Annotated in this window: 21 protein-coding genes and 1 pseudogene; 4 read left to right on the top strand and 18 right to left on the bottom strand. The window is 67.8% G+C overall.

Annotation, left to right across the window (positions count from 1 at the left end; genetic code table 11):
- Window positions 1–13: 13 nt before the first annotated feature.
- From ACFVM3_RS13905 to ACFVM3_RS13840, 14 genes are all read right to left on the bottom strand, one after another.
- The gene (locus tag ACFVM3_RS13905; RefSeq protein WP_378438598.1) at window positions 14–1,051 is read right to left on the bottom strand and encodes an ion channel; all 1,038 of its coding nucleotides are present in this window, start codon (window positions 1,049–1,051) and stop codon (window positions 14–16) included.
- Window positions 1,052–1,306: 255 nt separating this feature from the next.
- On the bottom strand, window positions 1,307–2,584 hold the full coding sequence (locus ACFVM3_RS13900) for a cation:proton antiporter (protein ID WP_378438596.1): 1,278 nt from the start codon (window positions 2,582–2,584) through the stop codon (window positions 1,307–1,309).
- Window positions 2,581–4,440, bottom strand: a complete 1,860-nt coding sequence (gene cysC, locus ACFVM3_RS13895) for an adenylyl-sulfate kinase (RefSeq protein WP_378438594.1) — start codon at window positions 4,438–4,440, stop codon at window positions 2,581–2,583. The genes ACFVM3_RS13900 and cysC overlap by 4 nt, the downstream gene beginning before the upstream one ends.
- Entirely contained in the window at window positions 4,440–5,354 is a 915-nt protein-coding gene (gene cysD / locus ACFVM3_RS13890) for a sulfate adenylyltransferase subunit CysD (RefSeq protein ID WP_378438592.1), read from the bottom strand. The genes cysC and cysD overlap by 1 nt, the downstream gene beginning before the upstream one ends.
- Before the next feature lie 39 nt (window positions 5,355–5,393).
- The gene (locus ACFVM3_RS13885) at window positions 5,394–6,143 is read right to left on the bottom strand and encodes an SDR family NAD(P)-dependent oxidoreductase (RefSeq protein WP_378438590.1); all 750 of its coding nucleotides are present in this window, start codon (window positions 6,141–6,143) and stop codon (window positions 5,394–5,396) included.
- Entirely contained in the window at window positions 6,140–7,519 is a 1,380-nt protein-coding gene (locus ACFVM3_RS13880) for an adenylosuccinate lyase family protein (RefSeq protein ID WP_378438588.1), read from the bottom strand. Before ACFVM3_RS13880 ends, ACFVM3_RS13885 begins: the two co-directional genes overlap by 4 nt.
- Before the next feature lie 14 nt (window positions 7,520–7,533).
- The gene (locus ACFVM3_RS13875) at window positions 7,534–8,700 is read right to left on the bottom strand and encodes a Glu/Leu/Phe/Val dehydrogenase dimerization domain-containing protein (RefSeq protein ID WP_378438586.1); all 1,167 of its coding nucleotides are present in this window, start codon (window positions 8,698–8,700) and stop codon (window positions 7,534–7,536) included.
- A complete protein-coding gene (locus ACFVM3_RS13870) occupies window positions 8,697–10,076 on the bottom strand; it encodes a pyridoxal-phosphate dependent enzyme (RefSeq protein WP_378438584.1) in 1,380 nt (459 codons plus the stop codon). Before ACFVM3_RS13870 ends, ACFVM3_RS13875 begins: the two co-directional genes overlap by 4 nt.
- A gap of 47 nt (window positions 10,077–10,123) precedes the next feature.
- Window positions 10,124–11,758: a thiamine pyrophosphate-dependent enzyme gene (locus ACFVM3_RS13865; RefSeq protein ID WP_378438582.1), complete on the bottom strand. Its 1,635-nt coding sequence runs from the start codon at window positions 11,756–11,758 to the stop codon at window positions 10,124–10,126.
- Window positions 11,758–12,990, bottom strand: a complete 1,233-nt coding sequence (locus ACFVM3_RS13860; protein ID WP_378438580.1) for an ABC transporter substrate-binding protein — start codon at window positions 12,988–12,990, stop codon at window positions 11,758–11,760. Before ACFVM3_RS13860 ends, ACFVM3_RS13865 begins: the two co-directional genes overlap by 1 nt.
- An 18-nt stretch (window positions 12,991–13,008) precedes the next feature.
- Window positions 13,009–13,968, bottom strand: coding sequence for a sulfotransferase family protein (locus tag ACFVM3_RS13855; protein ID WP_378438579.1), 960 nt, complete (start codon window positions 13,966–13,968; stop codon window positions 13,009–13,011).
- 795 nt (window positions 13,969–14,763) lie between these two features.
- Window positions 14,764–15,612, bottom strand: coding sequence for an EamA family transporter (locus tag ACFVM3_RS13850; RefSeq protein ID WP_378438577.1), 849 nt, complete (start codon window positions 15,610–15,612; stop codon window positions 14,764–14,766).
- Between the two features lie 121 nt (window positions 15,613–15,733).
- Entirely contained in the window at window positions 15,734–16,804 is a 1,071-nt protein-coding gene (locus tag ACFVM3_RS13845; RefSeq protein ID WP_378438575.1) for an L-histidine N(alpha)-methyltransferase, read from the bottom strand.
- A gap of 13 nt (window positions 16,805–16,817) precedes the next feature.
- Window positions 16,818–17,198 (bottom strand): hypothetical protein, encoded by a 381-nt coding sequence (locus tag ACFVM3_RS13840; protein ID WP_378438573.1) that lies wholly within the window; start codon window positions 17,196–17,198, stop codon window positions 16,818–16,820.
- 128 nt (window positions 17,199–17,326) lie between these two features.
- On the opposite strand from ACFVM3_RS13840, the gene ACFVM3_RS13835 reads away from it, so the two are divergent.
- Window positions 17,327–17,806: a MarR family winged helix-turn-helix transcriptional regulator gene (locus tag ACFVM3_RS13835; protein WP_378438571.1), complete on the top strand. Its 480-nt coding sequence runs from the start codon at window positions 17,327–17,329 to the stop codon at window positions 17,804–17,806.
- A gap of 86 nt (window positions 17,807–17,892) precedes the next feature.
- On the opposite strand, the gene ACFVM3_RS13830 is transcribed toward ACFVM3_RS13835, so the two are convergent.
- Window positions 17,893–18,750, bottom strand: coding sequence for an NAD(P)H-binding protein (locus tag ACFVM3_RS13830; protein ID WP_378438569.1), 858 nt, complete (start codon window positions 18,748–18,750; stop codon window positions 17,893–17,895).
- Window positions 18,751–18,839: 89 nt separating this feature from the next.
- Here ACFVM3_RS13830 and ACFVM3_RS13825 point away from each other — a divergent pair, with 89 nt between their 5' ends.
- Both ACFVM3_RS13825 and ACFVM3_RS13820 read left to right on the top strand, forming a co-directional pair.
- Window positions 18,840–19,241, top strand: a complete 402-nt coding sequence (locus ACFVM3_RS13825; RefSeq protein ID WP_378438567.1) for a winged helix-turn-helix transcriptional regulator — start codon at window positions 18,840–18,842, stop codon at window positions 19,239–19,241.
- A 56-nt stretch (window positions 19,242–19,297) separates the two neighbouring features.
- A pseudogene (locus ACFVM3_RS13820) lies at window positions 19,298–19,611 on the top strand (DUF6924 domain-containing protein).
- A 53-nt stretch (window positions 19,612–19,664) separates the two neighbouring features.
- Here the strand turns inward: ACFVM3_RS13820 and ACFVM3_RS13815 are convergent.
- The 3 genes from ACFVM3_RS13815 to ACFVM3_RS13805 all read right to left on the bottom strand — a co-directional run bounded on the left by ACFVM3_RS13815 (window position 19,665) and on the right by ACFVM3_RS13805 (window position 22,073).
- Window positions 19,665–20,480 carry a class I SAM-dependent methyltransferase gene (locus ACFVM3_RS13815; RefSeq protein ID WP_378438565.1) on the bottom strand — a complete coding sequence of 272 codons (816 nt, stop codon included), beginning with the start codon at window positions 20,478–20,480 and terminating at the stop codon, window positions 19,665–19,667.
- A gap of 79 nt (window positions 20,481–20,559) precedes the next feature.
- Window positions 20,560–21,393: a class I SAM-dependent methyltransferase gene (locus ACFVM3_RS13810; RefSeq protein ID WP_378438563.1), complete on the bottom strand. Its 834-nt coding sequence runs from the start codon at window positions 21,391–21,393 to the stop codon at window positions 20,560–20,562.
- A 95-nt stretch (window positions 21,394–21,488) separates the two neighbouring features.
- Window positions 21,489–22,073 (bottom strand): helix-turn-helix domain-containing protein, encoded by a 585-nt coding sequence (locus tag ACFVM3_RS13805; protein WP_378438561.1) that lies wholly within the window; start codon window positions 22,071–22,073, stop codon window positions 21,489–21,491.
- Between the two features lie 76 nt (window positions 22,074–22,149).
- On the opposite strand from ACFVM3_RS13805, the gene ACFVM3_RS13800 reads away from it, so the two are divergent.
- Entirely contained in the window at window positions 22,150–23,694 is a 1,545-nt protein-coding gene (locus ACFVM3_RS13800; RefSeq protein WP_378438559.1) for an MFS transporter, read from the top strand.
- The last annotated feature ends 28 nt before the right edge of the window (window positions 23,695–23,722 follow it).

Here is a 23,722-nt window from a genome sequence, read left to right as displayed (position 1 = left end):
CTCCGGCATGGGATCAACGGCCGAGGCCGCGCAAAGCGGTTTCGATCTCCGTGCCGGTGAGGCGCCGGGGGCTGACGTAGTAGAGCACCGAGCCTGCCGGGAGTTCTCCGTCCCACGACGGATTGACCACCAGATCGTCGCCGGTCCGCGCGGCCAGCACCGTGGCACCGAAAGACCGGCCCAGCGCCATCCGGCATTTCTCGGTGCTCAGCCGCCCCAGCGATTCGGGCAAGGCGACCGAGTACGTCCCCGCTCCGCCCGCCGTCATCAGCTCGGAGTAGACCTCGGTGATTCCGGGGGAGGTCAGCTCTTCCGTGACCATCCGCGGCGTGTGCCACTGCACGCATTTGATCCGCGGATCCACGTAACGGACCAGCTCGGACTTCTCCATGTCCCGCAACGTCACCACGACATGTGCCGACCGGTTGGCGTGGTCCACCGTCACCGCGACGGCCAAGGCCTCGTTGTCGTCGCTCATGTCGACCAGGATGGTGCCCGCTTCCGCGACGGCGGCACGGGCGAGCACGTCGGCCGCCGTCGGGTCGCCACGGACGAAGTCCACCGGCCGCGACGGCATGGGATGCACCTGTACTTCGTCGCTCGCGCACAGGACGAGTCCGGTCACGCCGTCGGCGACAAGCTGGGCGACGATCCGCTCCGTACGGCCAGGCGTATAGCCGATCAGCAGCGTGTGCCCGCTCGCCCGTACGGCTTCCATCCCCTGCATCCGCCGTCCCTTCGCCTGTTCGAGCCTGGAAGCGAGCTTGGTGAACACCGTGGTGAGCGTCGCGATCCCGCCGATGATGACATAGGCACCGACGAAATGCCCCGCGGTGGTCTCCGGCGAGAAGTCGCCGTAGCCGACCGTCGCGGCCGTGACCACGAAGTACCACCAGTAATTCCCCGGCTGGACGAGCGCGCTGCCCGCGGGTTCGGCGAGCACCATCAGCGGCCAGCTGGTCGCGAAGACGAAAATGACCACGACGACAGGAAGCATCCAGCCCTGCTGCAAAACCCAGCGGGCCAGCAGCCGCGCCAAGACGAACGACACCCCCGCCTCCTCACCCGCCGCGACCGCGAGCTCACTCGAACCCGTTCCACCCGATCGCGGATCCCGCTACCAGACCACACCGTTCCCACCGGCGCAACGGACGTTACCCGACCGCTACGGCGGATATCACCGGAAGGCAGTATGTGTCTGAAAAGGACTGTCCACTGGCGACCGGCGGTGGTCGACCGCGCCGCCAACGGCCGAATTGTCACCGACGGGAGTTCGAGGCGTGGTCAGGCCCTCCCTGCCAGGTGGTCATGACCTGGCGCGGTCATGCTCGGCCGGGTTGTCGCCGACTCGACCGGCGCCGCGTCGATCCAGGCAGGCGACAGCGGGTGGATAGACCACGCGAAGCAACGCCCCCGTCATCGCGGTGGTCACCAAGGCCATGACGACCATGAGGGAATAGAGGTCCGCGTCCAGCACGCCGATCTGCACCCCGACGTTCAGCAGGATCAGTTCGGTGAGACCGCGAGTGTTGAGCAGAATGGACAGCACGGCCGAATGACGTCGCCGGACACCGCAGATCCGCGCCCCGACATAGCCGCCGATCCCCTTGCCACCGACGGCGGCGAGCAGGATCAGCCCGAACTCACCCAGCCCGACCAAGTCTACAGTGGACAGATCGACGCCGATCCCCGCGCTGGCGAAGAAGACCGGGATGAGCAAGGTCTCGGTGCCCCGCTCCACCTTTGGCAGGACGCGCTCGCGCAGGAACGCGGCGCCACCCTCAGGCATGGCGACGCCGAACATGAACGCGCCGAAGATCAGGTGCAATCCCATCCAGTCGGTGGCCAGTGAACACGCCGTCGCACCGGCCGCCAGGAACACGAACAGGAGACATCCGGGCAGGATTCCGTCCATGGGGTGCCGTCGCAGCCATCGCTTCGTCAGCGGGCGCACCACCGTGAGAAGTACGACGACCATGGGCACCACCAGCAGGACCCGCGCAGGATCGGTGCCCGCTCCGGCGATCGCCGCCACCACCGCCAGCAGCGACCAGATCAGGACGTCGTCGAGCGCCGCGCAGGCCAGGGCGAGCCCACCGATGGGCGTGTCGAGGAGGTCACGATCGCGGAGGATCCTGGCCAGCACCGGAAACGCGGTGCAGGCGAGCGCGGCCCCCATGAACAGGGTGAACACCAGGCCGCCACCGTCGGCGTGGCGGTCGGCGAGCACCGACGCCAGCAGTACTCCGGCAAGGAACGGCACCACGACGGCGCTGATCGAGATGGTCGACATGATGCGGCCGTGCCCGCGCAACAGCCCGCGATCGACGTGCAGGCCGACGAAGACCATGAACACACAGATGCCCACGTCGGCCAGTACCGTCATCGCCGGGCGCACTTCGAGCGGGAACAGGGCCCTGGTCACCGCTCCGTCGGCCAGAGTGGGACCGAGCAGGATGCCGCCCAAGATCTCCCCGATCACAGGTGGCTGGCCGAGCCGCCGGGCCAGGACGCCGAGCAGCCGCGCCGTCGTCAAGATCGTCACGAGCGCGACCGCCAGCGCCACGAAACCCTCGGCGGTCACCGTTCCCCGCGGGCACCACGAGTGCCGTCCCGTACCTCACGCACGACGCCCCACTGGCCGGTCAACGCGAGAATCCGGTCCACCAGCTCGGCGGGCGTCGACCGGTGTGGAAAAAGGGTGAGCTCTGGGTCGGCGGGCGCCTCGTAAGGAGCGTCGATACCGGTGAATCCGACGATCTCGCGTGCCCGTGCACGGGCATAGAGCCCCTTCGGGTCACGCTGTTCGCACACCCACAGCGGGGTGTCCAGGAAGACTTCGGCGAAGGGCAGCCCATCGTCCTCGTGCAGCCGCCGGGCGCGATCCCGGTCGGCCTGGTATGGGCTGATCAGGGAGACGATGGCGACCAGGCCGGCGTCCGCGAACAGCCGTGCGACCTCGGCGACCCGGCGCACGTTCTCGGCGCGGTCGGCGGCGCCGAACCCGAGGTCCGCGGTGAGGCCGTGCCGCAGGTTGTCTCCGTCGAGGCGATAGGCGGCCCGGCCCTGGGTGACGAGCCGTCGTTCCAGCTCGGCGGCGACGGTGGACTTCCCGGAGGCGGACAGGCCGGTCAGCCACACCGTTCCCCCGGTGCCCGCCCTGTCCTCCCGGCTCACCGTCGAGGGATGCCATCGGATGTCCGACGTGCTGCCGACGCCCTCCTGGATCATCCCGGCGGCGACGGTGTTGCCGGTGCTCTCGTCGACGAGGATGAAGCTGCCCGTGTCGCGATTGCTCCGGTAGGCGTCGAAGTCCAACGGCTTCTGTGTCCGGATGGCGACCCGGCCTATGTCGTTGAGCCCGAGGCCGGTCGCGGTGGTGTCGTGGTCCAGCGTGTCGATGTCCAGCCGGTGGTCCACCTCCCGCACCTCGGCGCGGACCGAGCGGGTCGTATGCAGCAGCCGATAGCGCGACCCTGGGGTCAGCTCGCCGTCGTCGGTCAGCCAGCAGACCAGTGCGTCGAGATCGTGCCCGGTCGCGGGCCGGCCGCGCGGACCGCACAGCAGATCACCGCGGCCGACGTCCAGTTCGTCGGACAGGCGCACGGCGACGGCATGCGGCGGGAAGGCGGTGGCCAGCTCGGTCCCGCCCGGACCGTGAAGGCTCTCGACGGTGGTACTCAAGCCGGAGGACTGGACGACGACCTCGTCACCGGGGCGCAGGACTCCCCCGGCCATGGTCCCGGTGTAGCTGCGACGGCCGTCGGCGTCCCGGATCACGTACTGCACGGGAAGACGCACCTCGGCCAGGTCGCGGTCGGCCGCGATGTGGACTTCCTCCAGGTGCTGGAGCAGCGGCACGCCCTCGTACCACGGCATCTCCGTACCGCGGTGGACGACGTTGTCCCCGCGCAGGGCGGAGACGGGGATGACGGTCAGGTCTGGGATCTCGAGCCGCTCGGCCACGCGCAGAAACTCGTCGCGGACCTCCTCGAAGCGATTCCGGGACCAATCGACGAGGTCCATCTTGTTCACGCACAGCACCAGGTGACCGACACCGAGCAGACCGGCGATCAGCGCGTGCCGCCGGGATTGCGCGAGGACACCGTGCCGCGCGTCGACCAGGGTCAGCGCCAGATCCGCCGTCGAGGTACCGGTCACCATGTTGCGGGTGTACTGCACGTGTCCCGGCGTATCCGCGATGATGAACTTGCGCTTGTCCGTGACGAAGTACCGGTATGCGACGTCGATCGTGATCCCCTGTTCGCGTTCCGCGCGCAGGCCGTCGGTGAGCGCGGCGAGGTCCGGTCCGGTGTCCGTCTCGATCGCGGCGAGCTGGTCCTCCAAGACCGCCTTCGAGTCCAGGAGAAGCCTTCCGATCAAGGTGGACTTCCCGTCGTCGACGCTGCCCGCGGTGGCGATTCTCAACAAGGGAGCCATCAGAAATACCCCTCCCGTTTGCGGTCCTCCATGCCTGCGGCCGATATCCGGTCGTCCGCGCGGGTGGCACCGCGTTCGGTCACGGTGCTGGCCGCCACTTCGGCGACGACTTCCGCGGACGTCGCGGCCACCGACTCGACGCATCCGGTGCAGGTCGCGTCGCCGATGGTGCGGAACCGGACGGACGCCTCGAACGGCTCCTCTCCCGGTAGGGGACGTACGAATTCGTTGTGTGCCATCAGCATCCCGTCACGTTCGAGCACGCTGCGCCGGTGTGCGTAGTACAGGCCGGGCAGGGCGATCCGCTGCTGGTCGATGTACTGCCAGATGTCGAGTTCGGTCCAGTTGGACAACGGGAATACCCGAACGTGCTCCCCCGGACCGTGCTGCCCGTTGTACTGGCGCCACAGTTCCGGACGCTGCGCACGCGGATCCCATTGTCCGTAGCGGTCCCGGACGCTGAACACCCGTTCCTTCGCGCGGGACTTCTCCTCGTCCCTGCGCGCACCCCCGAACACCGCGTCGAAGCGGTGCTCGGTGATCGAGCGAAGCAGCGTGACCGTCTGCAAACGATTCCTGCTCGCTCGCGGCCCGGTCTCCTCCACGGCCCGGCCGGCGTCGATGTCATCCTGCACTCGCGCGACGACAAGGCGCACTCCGAACCGTTCGACCGCACGGTCGCGGAAAGCGAGGACCTCGGCGAAGTTGTGGCCGGTGTCCACGTGCAGTACGGGGAACGGGACCGGCCCCGGCCAGAAGGCGCGTGCGGCGAGGTGCAGCAGCACCACCGAGTCTTTGCCGCCGGAGAACAACAGCACCGGCCGTTCGAGTGTCGCCACCACCTCCCGGAGGATGTGCACGGACTCGGCTTCGAGGTGCTGCAAGTAAGTCAGCTCATGGGTTTCGGACGTCACGGATACCCCTCCGGTGCTCGCTCGATGGCGTCGGTGCCGTCAGGTACGGGGCAGCAGCGCACCACCGTTGACGTGCACGACCTGTCCGGTGATGAAGCCCGCTTCGGGAGCAGCGAGGTGGCAGACCGTCGCGGCGACCTCGCCGGGGCTCGCCCCGCGGTTCATCGGTGACAGCCGCGCACGGCCGTCGTGGAATTCCTGGGACATGCGCTCGCCGTAGAATTCCGTGTCCGTCACGTACCCCGGGGCGACGACGTTGACGGTGACCTGGTCGCGCGCCAGCCGGACGGCGAGCTCGGTCGACCACGGGTACAGCGCGGCCTTCGCCCCGCCGTAGGTGGCCGGACCCCGCTCCGCCGCGACAGACCCCACCGTGACGATCCTGCCGCCGGGCCTGCGCAGCAAAGGAAGCAGCGCCTGGGTGAGCAGGACGGCGGGAAGCACGTTGGCGCGCACGTTCGAGTGCCAGGCTTCGGGCAACGCGTCCAGTTCCTGCACCCGTTGTGGATCGACATTGCCGCCGGCGTTGTTCACCAGGACATCGACGACGCGTCCGCCGATCGCCGCCAGCACCGCGCGCGCTCCCCCTGGCTCGCTCAGGTCTGCCGCCACCGGGACGACGTGCGGGCCCAGCTGCTCCGCGACGGCGGCGAGCCTGTCCGCGCGACGCCCGACGATGACGACCTCGCCGATACCGCGGTGCTCGCCGATCCGCGCGGCGATGGCACGGCCGATCCCGGTAGCGGCGCCGGAGACGACCGCGACGCCGTCCTTCGCCGCGGCCGTCACGAGATGACGGCCCGCGCGCGTTCCACGACCCGCATCGTCAGCTCGGGTGACTCACCGAGGTAACTCGCCGGCTCGAAGAGACGCTCCTGTTCGGCATCGGTGAACCGCTCGGTGATCGCCGGATCCTCGGCCGCGAGCTTCCGGACCGGGATGCCGTCGGTCTGGGCCCGCTGGGTGAGCTTGTAGACGTATTCGTGCGCCTGCTGTTTGCCGATGTGGTCACCGAGGGCGAACATGAGCCGTTCCGACATCACCTGGCCGGTCACCGTCTCCACGTTGGCGCCGAGCCGGTCGGGGTGCACGATCAGCCCGGTGACGACCTCGGTCGCGATTTCCACCGCGGCGAGGCAGTAATGCGACACGTCCGGGACGCACGCCCACTCCAGTCGCAGCGAGCGCGCGTCGCGCTCGTGGTCGCCGACCATCGCGGTCAGCGCGAGCCCCGACTGCGCCGCGGCGAGCCTCGCCAGTACCACGATCTGTTCACATCGCTCCGGATTGCGCTTGTGCGGCATGGTGCTGCTGCCCACCTTGCCGTCGCGCCATGATTCCTCGACTTCACCGAACTCCGGACGGGACAACGTGCGGATCTCGTCGGCGATCCGGGCCAGCGTGCCGGTGATCATCGCGAGCGTGCTGACGAATTCGGTCACGCGGTCGCGGGCGACGTGCCACCCGAGTTCGGGGACGACGAGCCCCAGCCGCTCGGCGAACCGTTCCAGCGTCGCCCGGCCGTGTCCGCCGAAGCTCGCCATCGTCCCGGCACCACCGAACAGTTGCGCGGTCGGGGTGTGCGCGCGGAGGTGGACGAGCCGGTCACGCTGGCGGAGCAGTTCGTCGAGCCAGCCTGCCACCTTGAGCCCGAAGGACATCGGCAGTGCGGGCTGCGCGTGCGTGCGTGCGAGCCCGATCGTCCTGGCGTGCAGTTCGGCCGTATGAGTCAGACTGGCGATGATCCGGTCGAGCGCGGGCGCCAGGGTGTCGAGTACGTCGCGGACTTCCAACGACTGACCGGTGTCCTGGATGTCCTGGGTCGTAGCGCCGTAATGGATGAACTGTCCAGCGGTGTCCCCGCAGGCTGTCTCCAGTGCGCGGAGCAGGCCGATCAGCGAGTGCCCTGATCGTGCGGTCTCGACCCGGACCTGGTCGAGGTCGATGTGGTCGAGGTCGGCGACGGCGGCGATCCGCTCGGCGACGTCCGCCGGAATCACCCCGAGCTCTGCCTGGCTCAACGCCAGCGCCGCCTCGATGTCGAGCCAGCGTTGCTTGCGGCAGACATCGCAGAAGATCCTCCTGCTGGCCGCGGTGGCGTATCGGTCACCGTAGAACTGCGAGTCCGTGATGTGACCGCGTTCGTGACGACAGTCGTCAGACATGGCAAACCTCCGATTCAGCGAGCGGTGGGCACGAAGTCCCGCAGATAAGGACAGCCGCCGTACGGCAGCGCGTCCGGGTCGGCGGTGCCCGGTGAGGCCAGCCGCAACGCGGCTTCGCGGGTACCGACCTTCTCGCGGCGCGATTCCTCGGTCAGGTCCGCGAGGAGATCGCGCATCAGGCGGGCGAGCGCGTCGAGTACCTGCCTCGGAGCCGGACACTCGCGCGGACCGAACAGTGCTTCCATCGACGCGGACCCGCCGATCCCGCCGATGAAGTCCGGGATGACCACCACACCCCGCCGCTCCAGGTTCCGCTCGACGCGTTCGGTGAGCCCGCAGTTCGCGCCGACCGCCACCGCCGGGACGGCGACACGCGCGGCCTGCGCGGGACTCATGGCGTTCGCCGGACCGGCGAGGATGAGCAGGTCGGCGGGAACGGTGAACAACTCGGCGGGGCGGCCGCCGGACGGCAGCGCGGGAACGGGGGTCCCGGCCGGACGGCCGAGCATGGCGGGCACGTCGAGACCGGCGGGCGTGGCGACGGTGCCGTGTTCGTCGCCGATCGCCACCACGCGGGCGCCGTACTCGTACAGGGCACAGGCGGCGCCGCGGGCCAGATTCCCGAAGCCCTGCAACGCCACGGTGAGCGGGCCGGTGCACCGGGCGGCCTTGGCCGCGCCGATACCGGCGTAGGCAAGGGCGTGTCCCGCCCGGCGCGCGGAGACCGGGAGCCCGTCGACAGGCGCTTCGAGCACCGCCATCCGATGGGCGAACTGGTCGGCATCGAGCCGCTGGGCGGTCTTGATCGCGTACTTGATCGACGACAGGCCGACCGCCGCCGCGTGCCGGTTGAGTTCCGCCCAGGCGGTCCCCATGTCCGGTCCCATGCTGTAGCGAGTGGCCAGCTCGTCACGGAGGAACGCGAAGAACCGCCTGAGTATCGCGTCCTTGTCCGGCGAGGACGGGTCGAGGTCGAGCCCGCTTTTGGCTCCCGCGACATTGAGGCCGAGCACTCGCTGTTTGACTGCCATCCGGTCGGCGAGCGTGCTCAGCGTCCGCGCGTCGATACCGGACCGTACCCGGCATCCGCCCGCCGCGAGTCTCCGCACGGCCCCGCGGTACGCGAGGTAACCCTTGGTGCCGTGGACGGGGTCCACGAACTCGATCACGTTCTTCGTCACAGTGCGCTCCCTGTCCGCGGGTGATCCGGTGCGAGTGCGCTCGCGACGTCGGCGGCGGTGAGGATCGCCGCCGGGATTCCGTCTCTCAGCACCACGCACGCGCCGTGTTCGGCGATGAAGGCCGCCGCGGTGTCGAGTTCCTGCCCCCAGCCGACCCGGGGCAGTGAGGTGGCGACGACGTGGTCGGCGACCGGGGCGTCCCATCGGGCGCGCCCTGACGCGATGCGCACCGCGATGTCGTGTTCGGCGACGAACCCCACGATCTCCGGGAGCCGCACCGGCGCGGCGGCGGAACTGACCGCCAGGTAACCGATGCGGGTGTCCCGCAGGCGTTGCCATGCGGACGCGAGGCTCTCCTCCGGAGCGATCACGGGCAGACCGGGGCCGAGGACCGCGGCGGCCACCGGCACTCCCTCGGCGGGGGCGGTGAACCCGTGCACGGCCAGCCAGTCCTCGTCGAAGATCGTGTTCAGATACCCGCGGCCCGAATCGGGGATCAGGACGACGACGACCGCGTCGGGACCCGAACGCTCGGCGACCCGTAAGGCCGCGGCGACGGCCATTCCGCCCGAGCCGCCGGTGAGGATCCCCTCTTCCCTGGCGAGGCGCCGGGTGAGCGCGATGGCCTCCGCGTCGCCGACGGTGACGATCTCGTCCGGGACGGCCGGGTCGAAGGCCGCCGGGAGACTCGGCTGGCCGACGCCTTCCAGGTAGTACGGGCGCAACTCGTCGCCGTTGTACACCGAACCGTCCGGGTCGACGCCGACAACACGGACCGTGCCACCGGACACCTCGTGCAGATAGCGGCCGGTCCCGGAGACCGTGCCGCCGGTCCCGAGCCCGGCCACGAAATGTGTGACCCGCCCCGCCGTCTGCTCCCAGATCTCCGGTCCGGTCACGGTGTAGTGGGCCTCGGGGTTGGCAGGGTTGTTGTACTGATCGACGCAGTAGGCGCCCGGGGTCTCCGCGGCCAGCCGGGCGGCCACGTTCCGGTAGAACCCGGGGTCGGTCATGGACACGGTCGCCGGACAGACCACCACCTCGGCCCCGTAGGCCCGCAGCGCGGCGATCTTGTTGTGCGAGACCTTGTCCGGGCAGGTGAACACGCACCGGTAACCGCGCTGCGCGGCGACCATGGCCAGCCCGATCCCGGTGTTGCCGGACGTGGGCTCGACGATGGTCCCACCGGGACGCAGCAGGCCGTCTCGTTCGGCCGCCGTGATCATGCCGACCGCGATCCGGTCCTTGGCCGAGCCGCCGGGATTGAACTGCTCCAGCTTGGCCAGCACCAGCGCGCCGGAACGGGCGGCGACCGCTCTCAGCCGTACCAGGGGCGTCGATCCGATCAGGTCGAGCATCGAGTCGTGGAATCGCATGGCTGCCTTCTCCGAGGGTTCGGGTTGACGTCGGCTCGGGGAATCGGTCATCGCGGGACGGCCGCCGGGGTGAGGTACTCGCGACTGGTGCGCACCGCGACGAGTGACGGCCCTGGATGTTCGAGCGCCTTGGCCAGGCAGGTGCGTACGTCGGCGGGGGTATCGGCGGAAAGCCCGAGCGCGCCGTGTGCCTTGGCGAGCAACCGGAAGTCGGGGTTGGCCAGGTCCGTGGCGATCTCCCGGTCCGGGTAGCGCCGCCGCTGGTGCAGCCGGATGGTGCCGAGCGACGCGTTGTCCGACACGACGAACACCACCGGGAGAAGACGTTCGCAGATGGTGGCGAGCTCTCCGCCGTTCATCCCGAACCCGCCGTCGCCGATGATCACGACGGTGGGCACCGCAGGGTCCCGCGCGGCCACCGCCAGTGCCGCGCCGGGTCCGAAACCCATGGCGCTGGAATCGATGCCCACCAGCCTGCCGTTCCCGGCGAACCGCAGGTATCGGTACGTCCAGCCGGTGAAGGTGCCGGAGTCGACGACGACCGTGACGGCGCCCCCGGTCAGCTCGTCGAGCGCCGCGGCGATGTCCCCGGCCGTGACCACCTCCGGGTCCGACGGCGGGATCCAGCGGGCTCTCTCCTCCTCGATCCGGTGCAGCCGCAGGCACCATTCGTCGCGGCGCGGGCGGGGGACATCGGTGTCGGTCAGCTGCGCGAGGAAGTCCGCCGGATCCATCGCGAACCCGGTGGTGACCTGGTGATATCTGCCGATCCGGGCGGCGTCCGGATGGACATGGACCAGTGGCTGGCCGGGCTCGGGGCCGCGGGGGAACCGCAGCTGCCTCGTCGTCGTCTGACCGAGCCTGGTCCCGATCGCGAGGACGAGGTCGGAGCGGTCGAACTCGGCGAGTTGCCCGGGTCCGGTGGCGTTGTGCAGATGACCGGCGTAGCAGGCATGCCGGTTGTCCAGCAGATGCTGGTTCTTGTTGCTGGTGAGCACCGCGACCTCGTGCCGCTCGGCGAACTCGCGGAGCCGGGTGCGCCCCTGCGGGGTGTCCAATGCGGACCCGGCCAGGAGCAGCGGACGCCGCGCCGAGCCGAGCAACCCGCGTACCGTGTCGAGCTCACGACCGTCGGCCACCACACGGCCGAGCTCGACCCGTGTCGCGGGGCCGTCCGCGCCGTCCCTGTCGAACACGTCCTCCGGTACGAATAACACGACCGGCCCCGGCGTCCCCGATTCCGCTACCCGGAACGCCCGCCGTACGGTCTCCCCGGTCGACGAGGGATCGTGCAGCGTCCACACCGCTTTCGCGCGGTCGCCGAGAGGACGACCGGACTGGAACGTCTCGCGATCGAGATCCGGCAGGGGAACGTCCCCGACGAAGAGTACGAGCGGGGTGGCGTCCTCGGCGGCGGCATGTACCGCGATCGCCGCGTTGGCGGCACCAGGGGCGCGACTGACCAGGCATACCCCGGCACGGCGGGTGAGCTTGGCGTCCGCCAGCGCCGCGAATCCGGCCGAGCCCTCGTGCCGGCAGCCCACCACGTCGACCTCGGCGCAGTCGTACAGCGCGTCCAGCAACGGGAGGTAGCTCTCCCCGGCCACGCAGAAGACACGGTCCACGCCGTGGGCGCGGAGGCTTCGCAGCATGGTGTCGGCGACGGTCGTGACAGCGGGCATCAGACCGTGTCCATGGCGGCAGGCGGCAGGTACTCCGCCGTCACCTTGTCCGGCGGATAGATGATCGCCGACTCGTCGAACCCCTGATCGCGCTTCTGATACTGCAGCAACACCAGTTCCGGACAGCAGTGGTGCCAATGGGCGGGTCCGCGCTCGTAGCGGATCGGGCCACGCCAAGTCGCGAACTCCATCGCCTCCAGCGCGTCGATGAGGTCTTCCCGCTCGGCGGACCGTGCCGCGCGACTCGCGGCCGCGACGATGGTGACGTCGGTGAAATGGGTCAGTGCGGTGTCGGGCGGGAAGTCCCCGTACCGCTCCCGGTATCGTTCGGTGAACCAACGTCCGATGTCGGTCATCCCCGGCCACGACGGGCGGTACTGCATCGCCGGCCACATCGTGCCGACCCCACTGTCCCCTGTGGAGCGCCAGAAGTCGTTGGACCGCAAGGGGTAACTAAAAGGGACCATCAGCGGCGTACCGGGCAGAAGGCCCGCTTCCGCCGCGGCGCCGAAGATCTGGTAATTGGTCCGGATGACACCGCCGTTGATCAGCAGGTCCGGTCCGTAGTCCCGGATTCCACCGAGCAGGGCGGCGAAGTCCGTCTTGCCGTCCTGCTCGAAGTCGAACCGGCAGAACTCCATGTCGTGTTCGGTGCTGCCGTAGCTTTCCAGACTGTTACCCGTGTGCAGCCCGAACGCCGTGTCGGCACACACCATCCCCACCTTGCGGATGCCCAGCTCAGCCGCGAAGTCCAGCATCAGCGGCACCCGGTCCTCCACACTGAAGTAGGACCGGAAGACATTGCGCCGCTTCTGCGCCGTGATCTCGCTGTACCCGTTCTCGACGAAGATCGGCACGTCGTACTTCGTGGCGATGTCGACCACCCATGGCGTGGTCCGCAGGTGCCATTGCCCCATCGCGGCGACCACCTCGTCCACCAGTGCGAGCTTGGCCATCTGACCGGCCGCGGAACGGAACATGCCTTCCGTCCGAGCGGTCGCCTGATCGTCGTAGAGGACCAGTTCGATCTGCCGGTTGTCACGCGCGCCACCGTGCTCGCGCACGTACTCCACACCGAGACAGGCTCCGCGAGTGACCAGTTCCCCGGCCGTCGCGTCTCCCGGCTCGCTCAGTGGTGTGATGATGCCGATCCGCAGCGGATCCGTACCCGCGTCCTTGTTCACGTCACGCACGAGCGCTTGTGCGCGTTCCAGGTGAGTAGGCTCCGACACCCTGTTGCTCCCCTTCTGTCAGGCTTCCTTCGGGACGGCGAATTCCTCGATGTAGCCAGAGAATCGTCCGGCCAAGGCACCGGCCGACAATCCGAACCGTTCCGCACGGTAGGAGTGCCCGCCGGTGGTGCGGTTCGCGGCCAGATAGCGGTCCATGCGCGCACGCACGTCCTTGGTGAGCGGAAGATCCGCGGCCGCGCAGATATGGGCGACGACCTTCATCGGATCGCCGATCAGATCCGCGTAGCGCACATCCAGCAGCGGCTGCCGGAACGGCCCGTCCTCCCGGCGGAGACCGTCCAGGACGGAGGCGACCCGGTTCAACCAGTAGTCCCCGATCTCATGGTCGTCCACGTCCGCGGAGCTGGCCCCGCGCACGACGGACGTCAGGCTGCAGACACTCGCCACCGCCACCGCCGGGGACCGGTGCAGGCGAATGACCAGCGCGTCCGGGTACACCTTGGCGAGGTCGTCCAGATACCACAGGTGGGACGGCCCTTTCAGGAGAATCCGGTCGCCGGGCACGCGATCCAGCAGGACAGACAGCTGGGTGCGGTGATACCGGTACACCGGGACCATCGACCGGCCGTCCAGCCATTCCGCGTAGCGGGGAACGTGGTATCTCAGCGCGAAAATCGGATCGTGGAAGGTGTTGGCCGTCAACCGATGACACTCTTCGGGAAACCCGGCACGCAACGGATGGATGCGCTCGAACTCCGGCGCCAGCCGGTAGTACTCCGCGACGTAGGCCTCGCACTGCGCGATCAGGTCCTCCGGCGGATCACGCCGGGCGGGCGCCATCATTTCCCACAGTGCCGGCGCACGAAGCAGCGGGTGTCGCGCGAGCAAGTGCTGCAGGAAGGTGGTTCCCGTACGCAGGAGCCCGGTGATGACGACCGGCCGGATCCGTCTTCGTTCCAGCTCTGGTTTCTCCGCGAGCCGACGAGTCGTCTCGATACGCTCGACGAGCGAGCGCACAAGTGACCTCCTCGCTCTACTGTGTCCCACAGGACTCAGTCGTCCTTCTTCCTCGAGCGAACGCACGAGCCGTTGCAGCGCCGTCGAATGCGGAAGTTCGGCTTCGTCATCACCGGATACACGCCGTGCGGAATTCCCCAGCTCCACCGGATCCAATGATTCCTGCTTGACCGAGACGTCCTGGTTCGACTTCACGCGACCTCCCCGCTCACGGTACGAAGAAATGACGACAGCGCTCACCGGTGCGACTGTGACAATTCAGTCGACTATGCTGTTTCGGCCGACCGATGAGGATTCATCCTGGAACGGCCAGGCACTCGATCCACAATGGAAGGCGTGGACGAAATCACGCCTTCCATTGCCGCGCCATCCGGAACCCCCAGAAGATCCATTGCCTGCGAGTGTAGCAGACAACGGTGCTATTTCGTGAAATTCTGACACCATCACACCTTGAGCCGAACGAACAAGATCAATATGATGATTTCGTAGTCGCGGCATCCGATCACCATTGATTCTATTGCACTCAACCAAGGGCCACCATTCCGGATGACATCATGATCGCAATGAGTCATAATCACATCCTGGACGTATTGGCAAAAAGGTGAACACGGCAAGCGGGAGCCAGCGACAAGCACACTCGGCAATCGGATCTATTTCAGCCGCTCGCAAACGCGATGCCGATGACGGGAGTCCACCTTGACAAGGCACTCGCCACATTAAGAGCAAGCGACAGAAAGATGTCGGAGTCCAAGCCGTTGCCGCAACGGCGAGTACATCACAGCGACAGCTCTGAACTCATCGCCCGCGCAACTCGAGCGCGACCGCGCCGAGCACCAAGGCACCGCCGACGAAAGCACCTATCCACAGCGGTTCATCAAGCACGGTCGCGCCGATCGCGGCGCCGACAAGCGGCGTGATGTAGGCATAGGTACTGACCAGCGGCGCCGGCGCGCTTTCCAGCAGGCGTGTGTAAAGCATGAAACCGACAAGCGAATCGAAAACGAGGAGAAAGACCGCCGCGCAGGCCGACGTCCAGCTGATATCCGCCCAGCGACCCGGATCGAGCTGACCGAGCGCCAGCGCGACCAGCAACAACACCGTTCCACCGGCCAGCAATTGAACCGCGCTCGCGACGACTCGATCGAGCGGACGCTCGACATTGGCCGTCAGAAGACTGCCCGCCGCCCACAGGATCGGTGCGACACAGAACGCCGCCACCGCCAAGGGAGCGCCGCCGATGGCGCTGCCCGGCGCCGTCAGCACGACGATCACGATCCCGCCGAAGCCTGCCACGAGGCGGATCCAGGACGCGATCGTCGACCGGACCCCGGTCAAACCGCTGAGAAGCACCACCCACAGCGGGATCGCCGCGGCGAGGATCGCGCCGAGGCTGGCGGTCACCGCGGTGAGCGCCACGGTGGCGAGCCCCTGCCCGCCCACCAGCAACAGCACGCCGGCGATCGTCAGCGTCCGCACTTGCCGGCGCGTGGGCCGCGGACGCTTGCGTGCCACCCCGGCGAGCACGATCCCGGCCAGCAGGAAGACCAGCGCCGCTCCCCCGACCGGCGGGATCGTGTCGACCATCAGCTTCATCGCCGGAATCGCCGAACCCCAGCACGCGTAGAGCGCGAGCAGCAGAAGCACGGTGCGATCGGAAGGCACTACCGCCCTCCGATCGCCACCCGGACGCCGTGTCGTTCTGCCGGTGATCATCGTGGGATCCTCGCACTCTCTCGATCCACGTCGCTCGCCCGAGCGAGCGACGTCAGGTCATCTCCACCAGCAGGAGGGCATATTTCACGGACGGCTCTTCGTAGGATTCCATGATACGCATTCCCACGGCATCCAGCAGTTCGTCGAGTTCGTCTTCCTTGAACTTGTGCGAAGTGTCGACGGTGACCCGCTCGTCCGCCTTGATCACACCTCGCAGATTCAACTCGGGAAGAGTGAACGTGACGTCCACTTTCGGCCATATCTGCGCTTCCATACGGCAGGCCTCCGTGTTGTAGTTCAGCCTGCTCTGGAAGACGGACGGATCGAAGTCGCCACCGAAAAGCCGGTTCAGGCAGGCCAACCTGTTGGTCAGGAAGTGGTGCCACAGGTCGTGTCCTGGAGGATCGTTGTACGCGGTTTCGAGAGCCGACTGCGACTTGTCGAAATCGACGCCGACCATCAGGACGTCTCCACGGCTGCCTGCCGACCTTATTCCGGTCAGCAGTTCATGCCGCTTCTGTTCACTCATATTGCCGAGCGAACTGCCCATGAACATGAACAGCCGAGATGCTTCAGGCCGCTGCTCCACGACCTTCAAACCACTGTGGTAGTCGCCGGCCACCGGCCAGACCTCAAGGCCGTCGATGGAACCGGCGAGCCGGGCGGACGTCCTCATCAGCATTTCTTCCGAAACGTCGATCGGCACGTACCTCAGCGACTCGGGCGACAGGGAAGACATCCGGCGCAGCAGTAATTCGGATTTCGTGGCGGTACCACAACCCAGTTCGACTATCTCGTCTCGTTTCACGAGACCACAGATCGAGTCGATGTTGCCCGCCAACAACTCCCACTCGGTACGATACGGGTAATAGGTTTCCAGATCACAGATCCGCGCGTACAGGTCGGAACCCCGCTCGTCATACCCGTACACGGTGGGGATCACGCGGGGAGCTTCCGAAAGGCCCACTATAAGCTCTTGAATCTCGCTCGTGGCATCGTCGACGCGCACGTCGATCAGATCGTTCACCGCACCCATTCCGCCATCCAATACGTAGATTTTCAAGAACGGACAAGCTTTGTCGATCTCACCGGAGAGCAGTACGTGCCGGGCGGCATCGGGCACGACCAGCCCCACGTCAGCGGGGCGAGGCCAAGCCCGCGGCGGCGATATGCGCGTTTTCGACCGCTTGCCGTCCCGCCGCCGAGGCGGCTCGCGCCTGTTCGACCCAAAGCCGCATCGTGGCCAGGGCTTGTGCGGGCTCTCCCGCAAAGGGACCGTCGGTCACTTCGAGCGCGTCCGCCTCGGCTCGTCGCTCCAGTTCCCGGACAAGCACTTCGAGCATTCCGTCGATGGCGCCGAGCGTGTGCCCCAGAAGCCCCATTTCCTCGACGAGCATCACCGTGGCGACCCCGTTCGCCGGCAAAGCCGCGGCCCGGCGTGTCGCGGTGCGGGCCACCCTGAGCAGATCCCCGTGGTTGCACTGATCCAGAGACTCGGTGCGAAACGGCATAGTCACGGCTCGACCTGTCGCTTCACGGAGCATGAGCCCTGAAATCGGCAGGTACCCGACCTGTTCACCTCCCCACGACAGTATACTGTCATCGGTGACAACATGCTGTCAACGCGAAGACAGGTGACGTGACGGTGAGCGGAGCAGTGGAGGCGTACCGGCTGCTGATCGCCGACGTGTACGAACTGGCCGGGCTGAGCCGCAGGATCGGCGAGCGTGAGGCCGTCGGCGAAGGAACCACCGTGGCGCGCTGGCACGTCCTGAGCGTGGTGTCGGAGACTCCGTCCGCCGTGCCGGAGATCGCACGCCGGCTCGGACAGGTACGCCAGGGAGTGCAGCGCGTGGTCGACGACCTCGTCGAGTCGGGGCACCTGACTCGGCATCCGAACCCGGATAACCCCCGGTCGCCCAAGGTCGGCGTCACGCCGGCAGGTCACGCCCTGCTCGAGAAGCTCTGGGATGTCAGCGAACGCTCACGTCGACAGGTCACCTCGACCGCCGACCTCGACGAGTACACGCTCCAGGAGACGCGCAGCGTCCTGCGCCGGTTGACGCTTTCCCTGAAAGAACTCGAAAGCCGCCAGAACGATGGGCGGACCACCGGACAGCTGTGAGTCATGCCCATACGTCCCGGATGACAGCGTGTAGGCGACGAACCATTGAAGGCGGGCCAGGCATGCGCCTGGCCCGTTGAGTCGTGTCAATCCTTCAGCGCGAGAGCGATCGAGTCGGCGATCGGCGTGGTGGGCCTGCCGATCAGACGGCCGAGTTCGCCGTCCGTGCCCGCCAGTTCACCCATTTCGATGGCCAACTCCACCTCGGTCAAACTCGCGGCGAGCGGTGCGGGGAGCCCGGCGTTGCCGGTCAGGATCTCGGAGAAAGCCTCGGCCGGGACGGACTTGTAGGCGATTTCGCGGCCGGTCTGCCTGCTCAGCTCGGCCGCGAACTCGGCAAAACCCCATGCGGTGTCGCCACTGAGCTCGTAGGTCTTGTTCTCGTGGCCCTCTCCGATGAGCACGGCGACGGCGGCGGCCGCGTAGTCGGCCCGTGCGGCGGAGGCGACGCGTCCCTCACCGGCGGCCTGGGTGACGGTGAAGGTCTGGAGCACCGGGGCGAGCCGCTCGGTGTAGTTCTCGTTGTACCAGCCGTTACGCAGGAACACGTACGGCAGACCGGATTCGAGGATCGCGGCCTCGGTACCCCGGTGGTCGTCCGCGAGCGCGGCGGTCAGAGCTCCGGGCGCGCTGGTGTACGCGAACAGCGCCACGCCGGCCGCCCTCGCGGCGTCGAGGACGATCTTGTGCTGTTCGACGCGCCCCTTGTCGAACTCGTTGCCGGAAATGAGGAGCACCTTGTCCCCCACCGTGAACAGACCGTCGAAGGTCTCCGGCTCGTTGTAGTCGGCGATCACGATCCGTACCCCGCGGGCCGCGAGATCGGTGGCCTTCCCGTGGCTACGGGCGACGGCGGTGATCCGCTCGGCCGGGACCTTCTCCAGCAAGCCCTCGATGACGAAACGGCCGAGGCTTCCGGTTGCGCCGGTGACGACGATGCTCATGCTCGTACTTCTCCTTCTGGGTGGATGCGCCCAACCTTGAAGCCATGCTCACCATTTGGGAAGTACCCACCTTGGAGTAAGGTACTGGCATGGAGGTAACCGCGATGACGCTGGTGGACCGCGTCCGGCTCGCCGGCGGCGACACGATGTGCCCGCAGCGCCTGGTACTCGAACACGTCACCAGCCGCTGGGGCACACTCGTCCTGATAGCACTGCTGGATCGCCCGTACCGCTTCAACGAACTGCGACGGCAGATCGGCAAAGTCAGCGAAAAGATGCTCGCCCAGACACTCCAAACGCTGGAACGCGACGGACTGGTTCACCGCGACGCCAAACCGGTGATCCCGCCAAGGGTGGACTACTCCCTCACCGAACTCGGCAAGGAAGCCGCGGACCGGGTGAACGGCCTCGCTCACTGGACGGAACAACGGATGTCGGCCGTGCAGAAGGCGCGAGCGGAGTACGACGCCGCAAGACAGGAACTCGGCTGAGCGCGTCGCGGTGATTCGTCGAAGCCGCTCGGGCCTGCCGTCGCTATGGTGCGTGCATGACGGAGTTACCGGCCGGCTCGCTCTGGGATTCTCTGGTCCACGAACTACGGACGCCCGGCGATGAGGGATTCCGGGCGAGTGTCGCCGTGGTGAACGACCCGGCTTTCGCGGACTTGAGCGCCGAAGCGTTGAAAGCGAAGCAAACGACTGGTGCGATCGTTTCCTTCCTCGCGGACGAAATGACCATCAACCGTTCCGGGTGGTGTCCGCCGAGCTGCCGAATGTGGAGAACGACATCAACCTGGGGAACATGGCCTGGGAAGACTTCACGAGGTCGGTGAGCGCCGACGGCGTGTTCCGTGGATTCTGACGCGGTGGTGGCGATCCGGGCTCACGGACTTGACTGGTCGATCCGAGGACAGATCAGGCAGGCGTCCGGTTGATCGCGATCAAATGACTGCTCAGTCCGAGCAGCGTGGGTTCACTTTCGACGGCTCGGATCGCGTGGAGGATCACCTCGCGGTTCGCGGGTCGGTCCCACCGGTCGGCGAGCTCCGGCAGCCAGCCCGCGAGCCCCTCGACACCCACGACGTCGAGCACGTCCAGCCCCGCGTCGAGGCATTCTCGACGCAGTTCGCCGGGATGGTGGAAGTAGCTGGTGGTGAACCAATGGGGGTGCTCACCATCATTGCGATGCTGGCCGGAGGCCAAGTCGGTGTTCACAATCCGCTGGAACTCCGGATCGAAAAGGAAACCGCGGGCCAGGCCATCGAATAACGAGGCGAAGCGTGAGATCGCCGCGACGAAGATCCAGCCGCCTGCGCGAACCGCACGACGGGCTTCGCGCAAAGCCTTGAGACGATCGTCTCGTTCGGTGAGGTGATAGAGAGGGCCCAGCAGGAGCGCGGCGTCAAAACTTCCGTCCGGCACCGGCAGGCTGCGGGCATCCCCCTCGGACGCGGTCATCCCCGGTGTCCCGTCGGCCAGTTGCCGAGCAGCGGCGACATGTTCGGGGACGATGTCGAACAACGCCACCTGGTGGCCGTCCGCGGCGAGCCAGGCGGCGTGCACTCCGGTGGCTCCGCCGATATCGAGCACACGCTGGGGGCCGGCGGGCAGATGCCGGCGAATGATTTCCTGGGTCCGCACGAACTCCAGACGGCCGGAGGCCCCGGTGAGTCGCGCTCCCTCGTCGGTCGACCGATAATGCTCGACGATCTCGTGCGGTAGCTGCGTCACCGCACGAATACTACGGTCGCCCACCGATCGATGCACCGCAATTTCAGGCAGGTGCGGACCGATGATGGCATGCGGCGGATTACCGGCGTGCGGCCCAGACGGCGCGTTCGGTGCGCACCATCAAATCATCGCGTCGCAAGATGCCGTCCGTGTCGAGTAGCCGGTCGAGCGCCGCGAGATCCTCTGGGGAAAGCGTTTCGGCGACGACGCCGCGGACGCGCCGCAGGACTCCGAGCGCGTAACGGCCGATCGCGTCACTGCGGGAGCCTTCGACGTTCACCGTGATGGTGCGCTCGCCCTCGACCGTGAATCCGGCGGCGGTCAGCATCGGGCCCCAGTCGGCGCCGCGGTGGGGCATGTGCCCTGAGTGGAGGCGGTCGACCGCGGCGTGGACGCGCTCCTCCAGGCCTGGCGCGTCCTCGGGAGCGTCTTCGGGCAGGAACCGGGGTTGGCCCGCCAGTTCGACGACAGCGAACAGGCCGTCGGGGGCGAGCGCGTCATGGACGGCTCGCAGCGCGCGGCCGGGGTTGGCCATGTGGTGCATGGAGGCCGAAGCCCACACCAGGTCCGGTGTGCCGAGCTCGGGCCAGGTGGCGTCGTCGAGATCCGCCTGCACGGTGCGCACGCGCTCTTCGATGCCCCGTGCGCACGCCTTCGTGAGGACACGCTGGAGGTACTCGACGGAAGCGTCGACGGCGGTGACGTGCGCGTCGGGGAAGCGATCGATGAGGGCGAAGGTGCCCGCGCCCGTGCCGCAGCCCAGATCCACGATCTGCCGCGGCGGCGTCTTCAGCGGCAGCCACGCGGTGATGGCGGCCGTGTGCTCGGCGAGCACCTCGGCATCCAGGTCGAGGATCTCCGCCAGCCCCTCGGCGTCGTTCTGGTGATGGCCTGCGTGATGGACTCGGTTCATGACCTCACGGTAGTGCGACTATGCGCCTGCGGCACTGTTTATCCCGGTTTACGCAAGACGAAGGCCTCTGGAGCTGCCCGAGGCGCAAGACATCGTCATCCGTGGTCGCCGCCCGAGCCGTTCTCCTGCTGATGACCGCGGCGCGCGTCGCGGTCGTAGATGCCCAGGACGTCGCAGGGACCGCCCTCGGCGCCGATCGCGTGCGGCATCATCGTGGGGAACTCGGCGGCCTGGTTGGTCTCGACGCGGATCCGGCGGTGGCCGAGCATGAGAACCGCGGTGCCGGACAGGACGACGAGCCATTCGCGTCCCGGATGCGCGCGCATGCGCGCCGGATTGTCGGGCGGCGGCTCGGTCATGCGGTGGCGCACCACGGTCATACCGGGGTCGGCCTTGATGGTCCAGCGCATCCGGCCGTGGGGACCGTCGATCGACGGACTGGTGACCACGTCGTCGGTCGCGGTCTCCACGAGCTGGTCCAGCGTGGTGTCCAGGGCGCGGGCGAGCGTCACCAGCTGGTCCAGCGCGAGCCGCCGCTGCCCGTTCTCGATACGGCTCAGTGACGACTGACTGAGGTGTGCGCGAGCGGCCAATTCCTCCAGGGACCAGCCCTGCGCTACTCGCAGAGCGCGGATGCGTTTGCGCACGAGGCTGTCCAGATCGCCATCTTCTTGCGTCATGAGCAAGATTGTATGCCCTGGCCGCAAGGGGCGGTTAGCTTCGGTTTCGACTCGACCTGCCGTCCGAAGGGAATCCATGAGTACGAACCAGCTCGCCCCCGCCGCACAAGCCGACGGCGGGGCGGCACCGGACGCGCGCCGGCTCCGCGCGATCCTGATCGCCGTCTCGATCGCGCTGATGGCGGTCATCGCCTCGGTGTCCGGACTGAACGTCGCGCAAACCCACCTTGCCGTGGAGTTCGGCGCCTCGCAGAACACGATCCTCTGGATCATCAACAGCTACACGCTCGCGCTCGCCGCGCTGCTGCTTCCGCTCGGCGCCGTCAGCGACCGGCTCGGCCGCAAGCCCATGCTGATCACCGGACTCGGCGTCTTCGGCGCGGCCACCGTGATCGCGGGCCTTGCTCCGTCGGCGGAGGTCATGCTCGCCGCGCGGGTGACCAGCGGCGTCGGCGCCGCGATGATCATGCCCATCACACTGGCCGTCATCACCTCCACCTTCCCCGACGACCAGCGGGGCAAGGCGATCGGTGTCTGGACCGGTGTCGCCGGAGGTGGCGGAATCCTGGGCATGTTCCTGTCCGCGCTTCTGGTCGACATCGCCGACTGGCGCTGGCTGTTCGTCCTGCCCGCCGTCCTGACGGTCGCGGCACTGGCCACGACACTGACCTCGGTCCCCAACTCCCGCGAGATCTCGGCTCATCGCTTCGACACCGTCGGCGCGCTCGTCTCCGCCGTCGCCGTGGCCGGTCTCATCTTCGTGCTGCAGGAAGGTCCGGAACGTGGCTGGGCCTCCCCCGCGACCTTGATCAGCCTCGCCGTGGGGGTCGTCGCCGCGATCGGCTTCGTGGCCTGGGAACTGCACCGCCGCGACGCTTCACTCCTGGACGTGCGCCTGTTCCGTGAGCGCGGCCTGGCAGGCGGCTCGATCACGCTCCTGGTGGTGTTCGGTGTCCAAGCGGGGATCGCCGTGGTGCTGTTCCCGTTCTTCCAGGCGGTACTCGGCTGGTCGGGCCTGCTGTCCACGGCGGCACTGATGCCGATGGCCGTCGCGATGATGATGACCTCCGGGCTGGCTCCCAAGCTCGTCGCGCGGACCGGCACCCGTACGACCATGGCCGCGGGGATCGCGCTGGCGGGCGCCGGACTGGTGTCGATGGCCCTGCTCGTCTCCGTCGACGGTGGCTACTCGACGATCCTGCCCGGCATGATCGCCATGGGTATCGGCATGGGCCTTTCGATGGCGCCGTCCACCGAGGCCATCACCGCATCCCTGCCTCGCGCGAAGCAGGGCGTCGCCTCCGCCCTGAACGACGTCACCCGCGAGTTCGGCACCGCCCTCGGCGTCGCCATGCTCGGAGCGCTGGTGGCCAACGGCTACCGCGGCGCGATCGACGGCCGGTTGGCGGGCATTCCCCAGGGACCCGCGGACAGCGCCCGTGAGGGCGTCGCCAACGCCGTCGCGGCGGCGGAGCAAGCCGGTCCGCACGCGCAGGACCTGATCCACGCCGCCCAGATGTCCTTTGTGGACGGATGGCAGCAGGCCATGTGGGCGGGCGCCGCCGTGATGGGCGTGCTGTTCGTCTACGTCGCAATCCGCGGCCCGCGGAGACTGTCATGAAATCCTAATACCGTGTCGGGCACGCTGT

Origin of the sequence: Amycolatopsis sp. NPDC057786 (assembly GCF_042797905.1) — a bacterium.
Classification (GTDB): domain Bacteria; phylum Actinomycetota; class Actinomycetes; order Mycobacteriales; family Pseudonocardiaceae; genus Amycolatopsis.
Note: the sequence above shows the minus strand (reverse complement) of the source record. Positions and strands in the feature narration are given on the sequence as shown.

What these genes read in the sequence shown, in the direction of transcription:
- ACFVM3_RS13810 (WP_378438563.1), bottom strand. Translation starts at nt 21,393, where the DNA reads ATGAACCGAGTCCATCACGCAGGCCATCACCAGAACGACGCCGAGGGG.
- ACFVM3_RS13870 (WP_378438584.1), bottom strand. Translation starts at nt 10,076, where the DNA reads ATGCGATTCCACGACTCGATGCTCGACCTGATCGGATCGACGCCCCTG.
- cysC (WP_378438594.1), bottom strand. Translation starts at nt 4,440, where the DNA reads ATGGCTCCCTTGTTGAGAATCGCCACCGCGGGCAGCGTCGACGACGGG.
- ACFVM3_RS13800 (WP_378438559.1), top strand. Translation starts at nt 22,150, where the DNA reads ATGAGTACGAACCAGCTCGCCCCCGCCGCACAAGCCGACGGCGGGGCG.
- ACFVM3_RS13880 (WP_378438588.1), bottom strand. Translation starts at nt 7,519, where the DNA reads ATGTCTGACGACTGTCGTCACGAACGCGGTCACATCACGGACTCGCAG.
- ACFVM3_RS13830 (WP_378438569.1), bottom strand. Translation starts at nt 18,750, where the DNA reads ATGAGCATCGTCGTCACCGGCGCAACCGGAAGCCTCGGCCGTTTCGTC.
- ACFVM3_RS13805 (WP_378438561.1), bottom strand. Translation starts at nt 22,073, where the DNA reads ATGACGCAAGAAGATGGCGATCTGGACAGCCTCGTGCGCAAACGCATC.
- ACFVM3_RS13865 (WP_378438582.1), bottom strand. Translation starts at nt 11,758, where the DNA reads ATGCCCGCTGTCACGACCGTCGCCGACACCATGCTGCGAAGCCTCCGC.
- ACFVM3_RS13825 (WP_378438567.1), top strand. Translation starts at nt 18,840, where the DNA reads ATGGAGGTAACCGCGATGACGCTGGTGGACCGCGTCCGGCTCGCCGGC.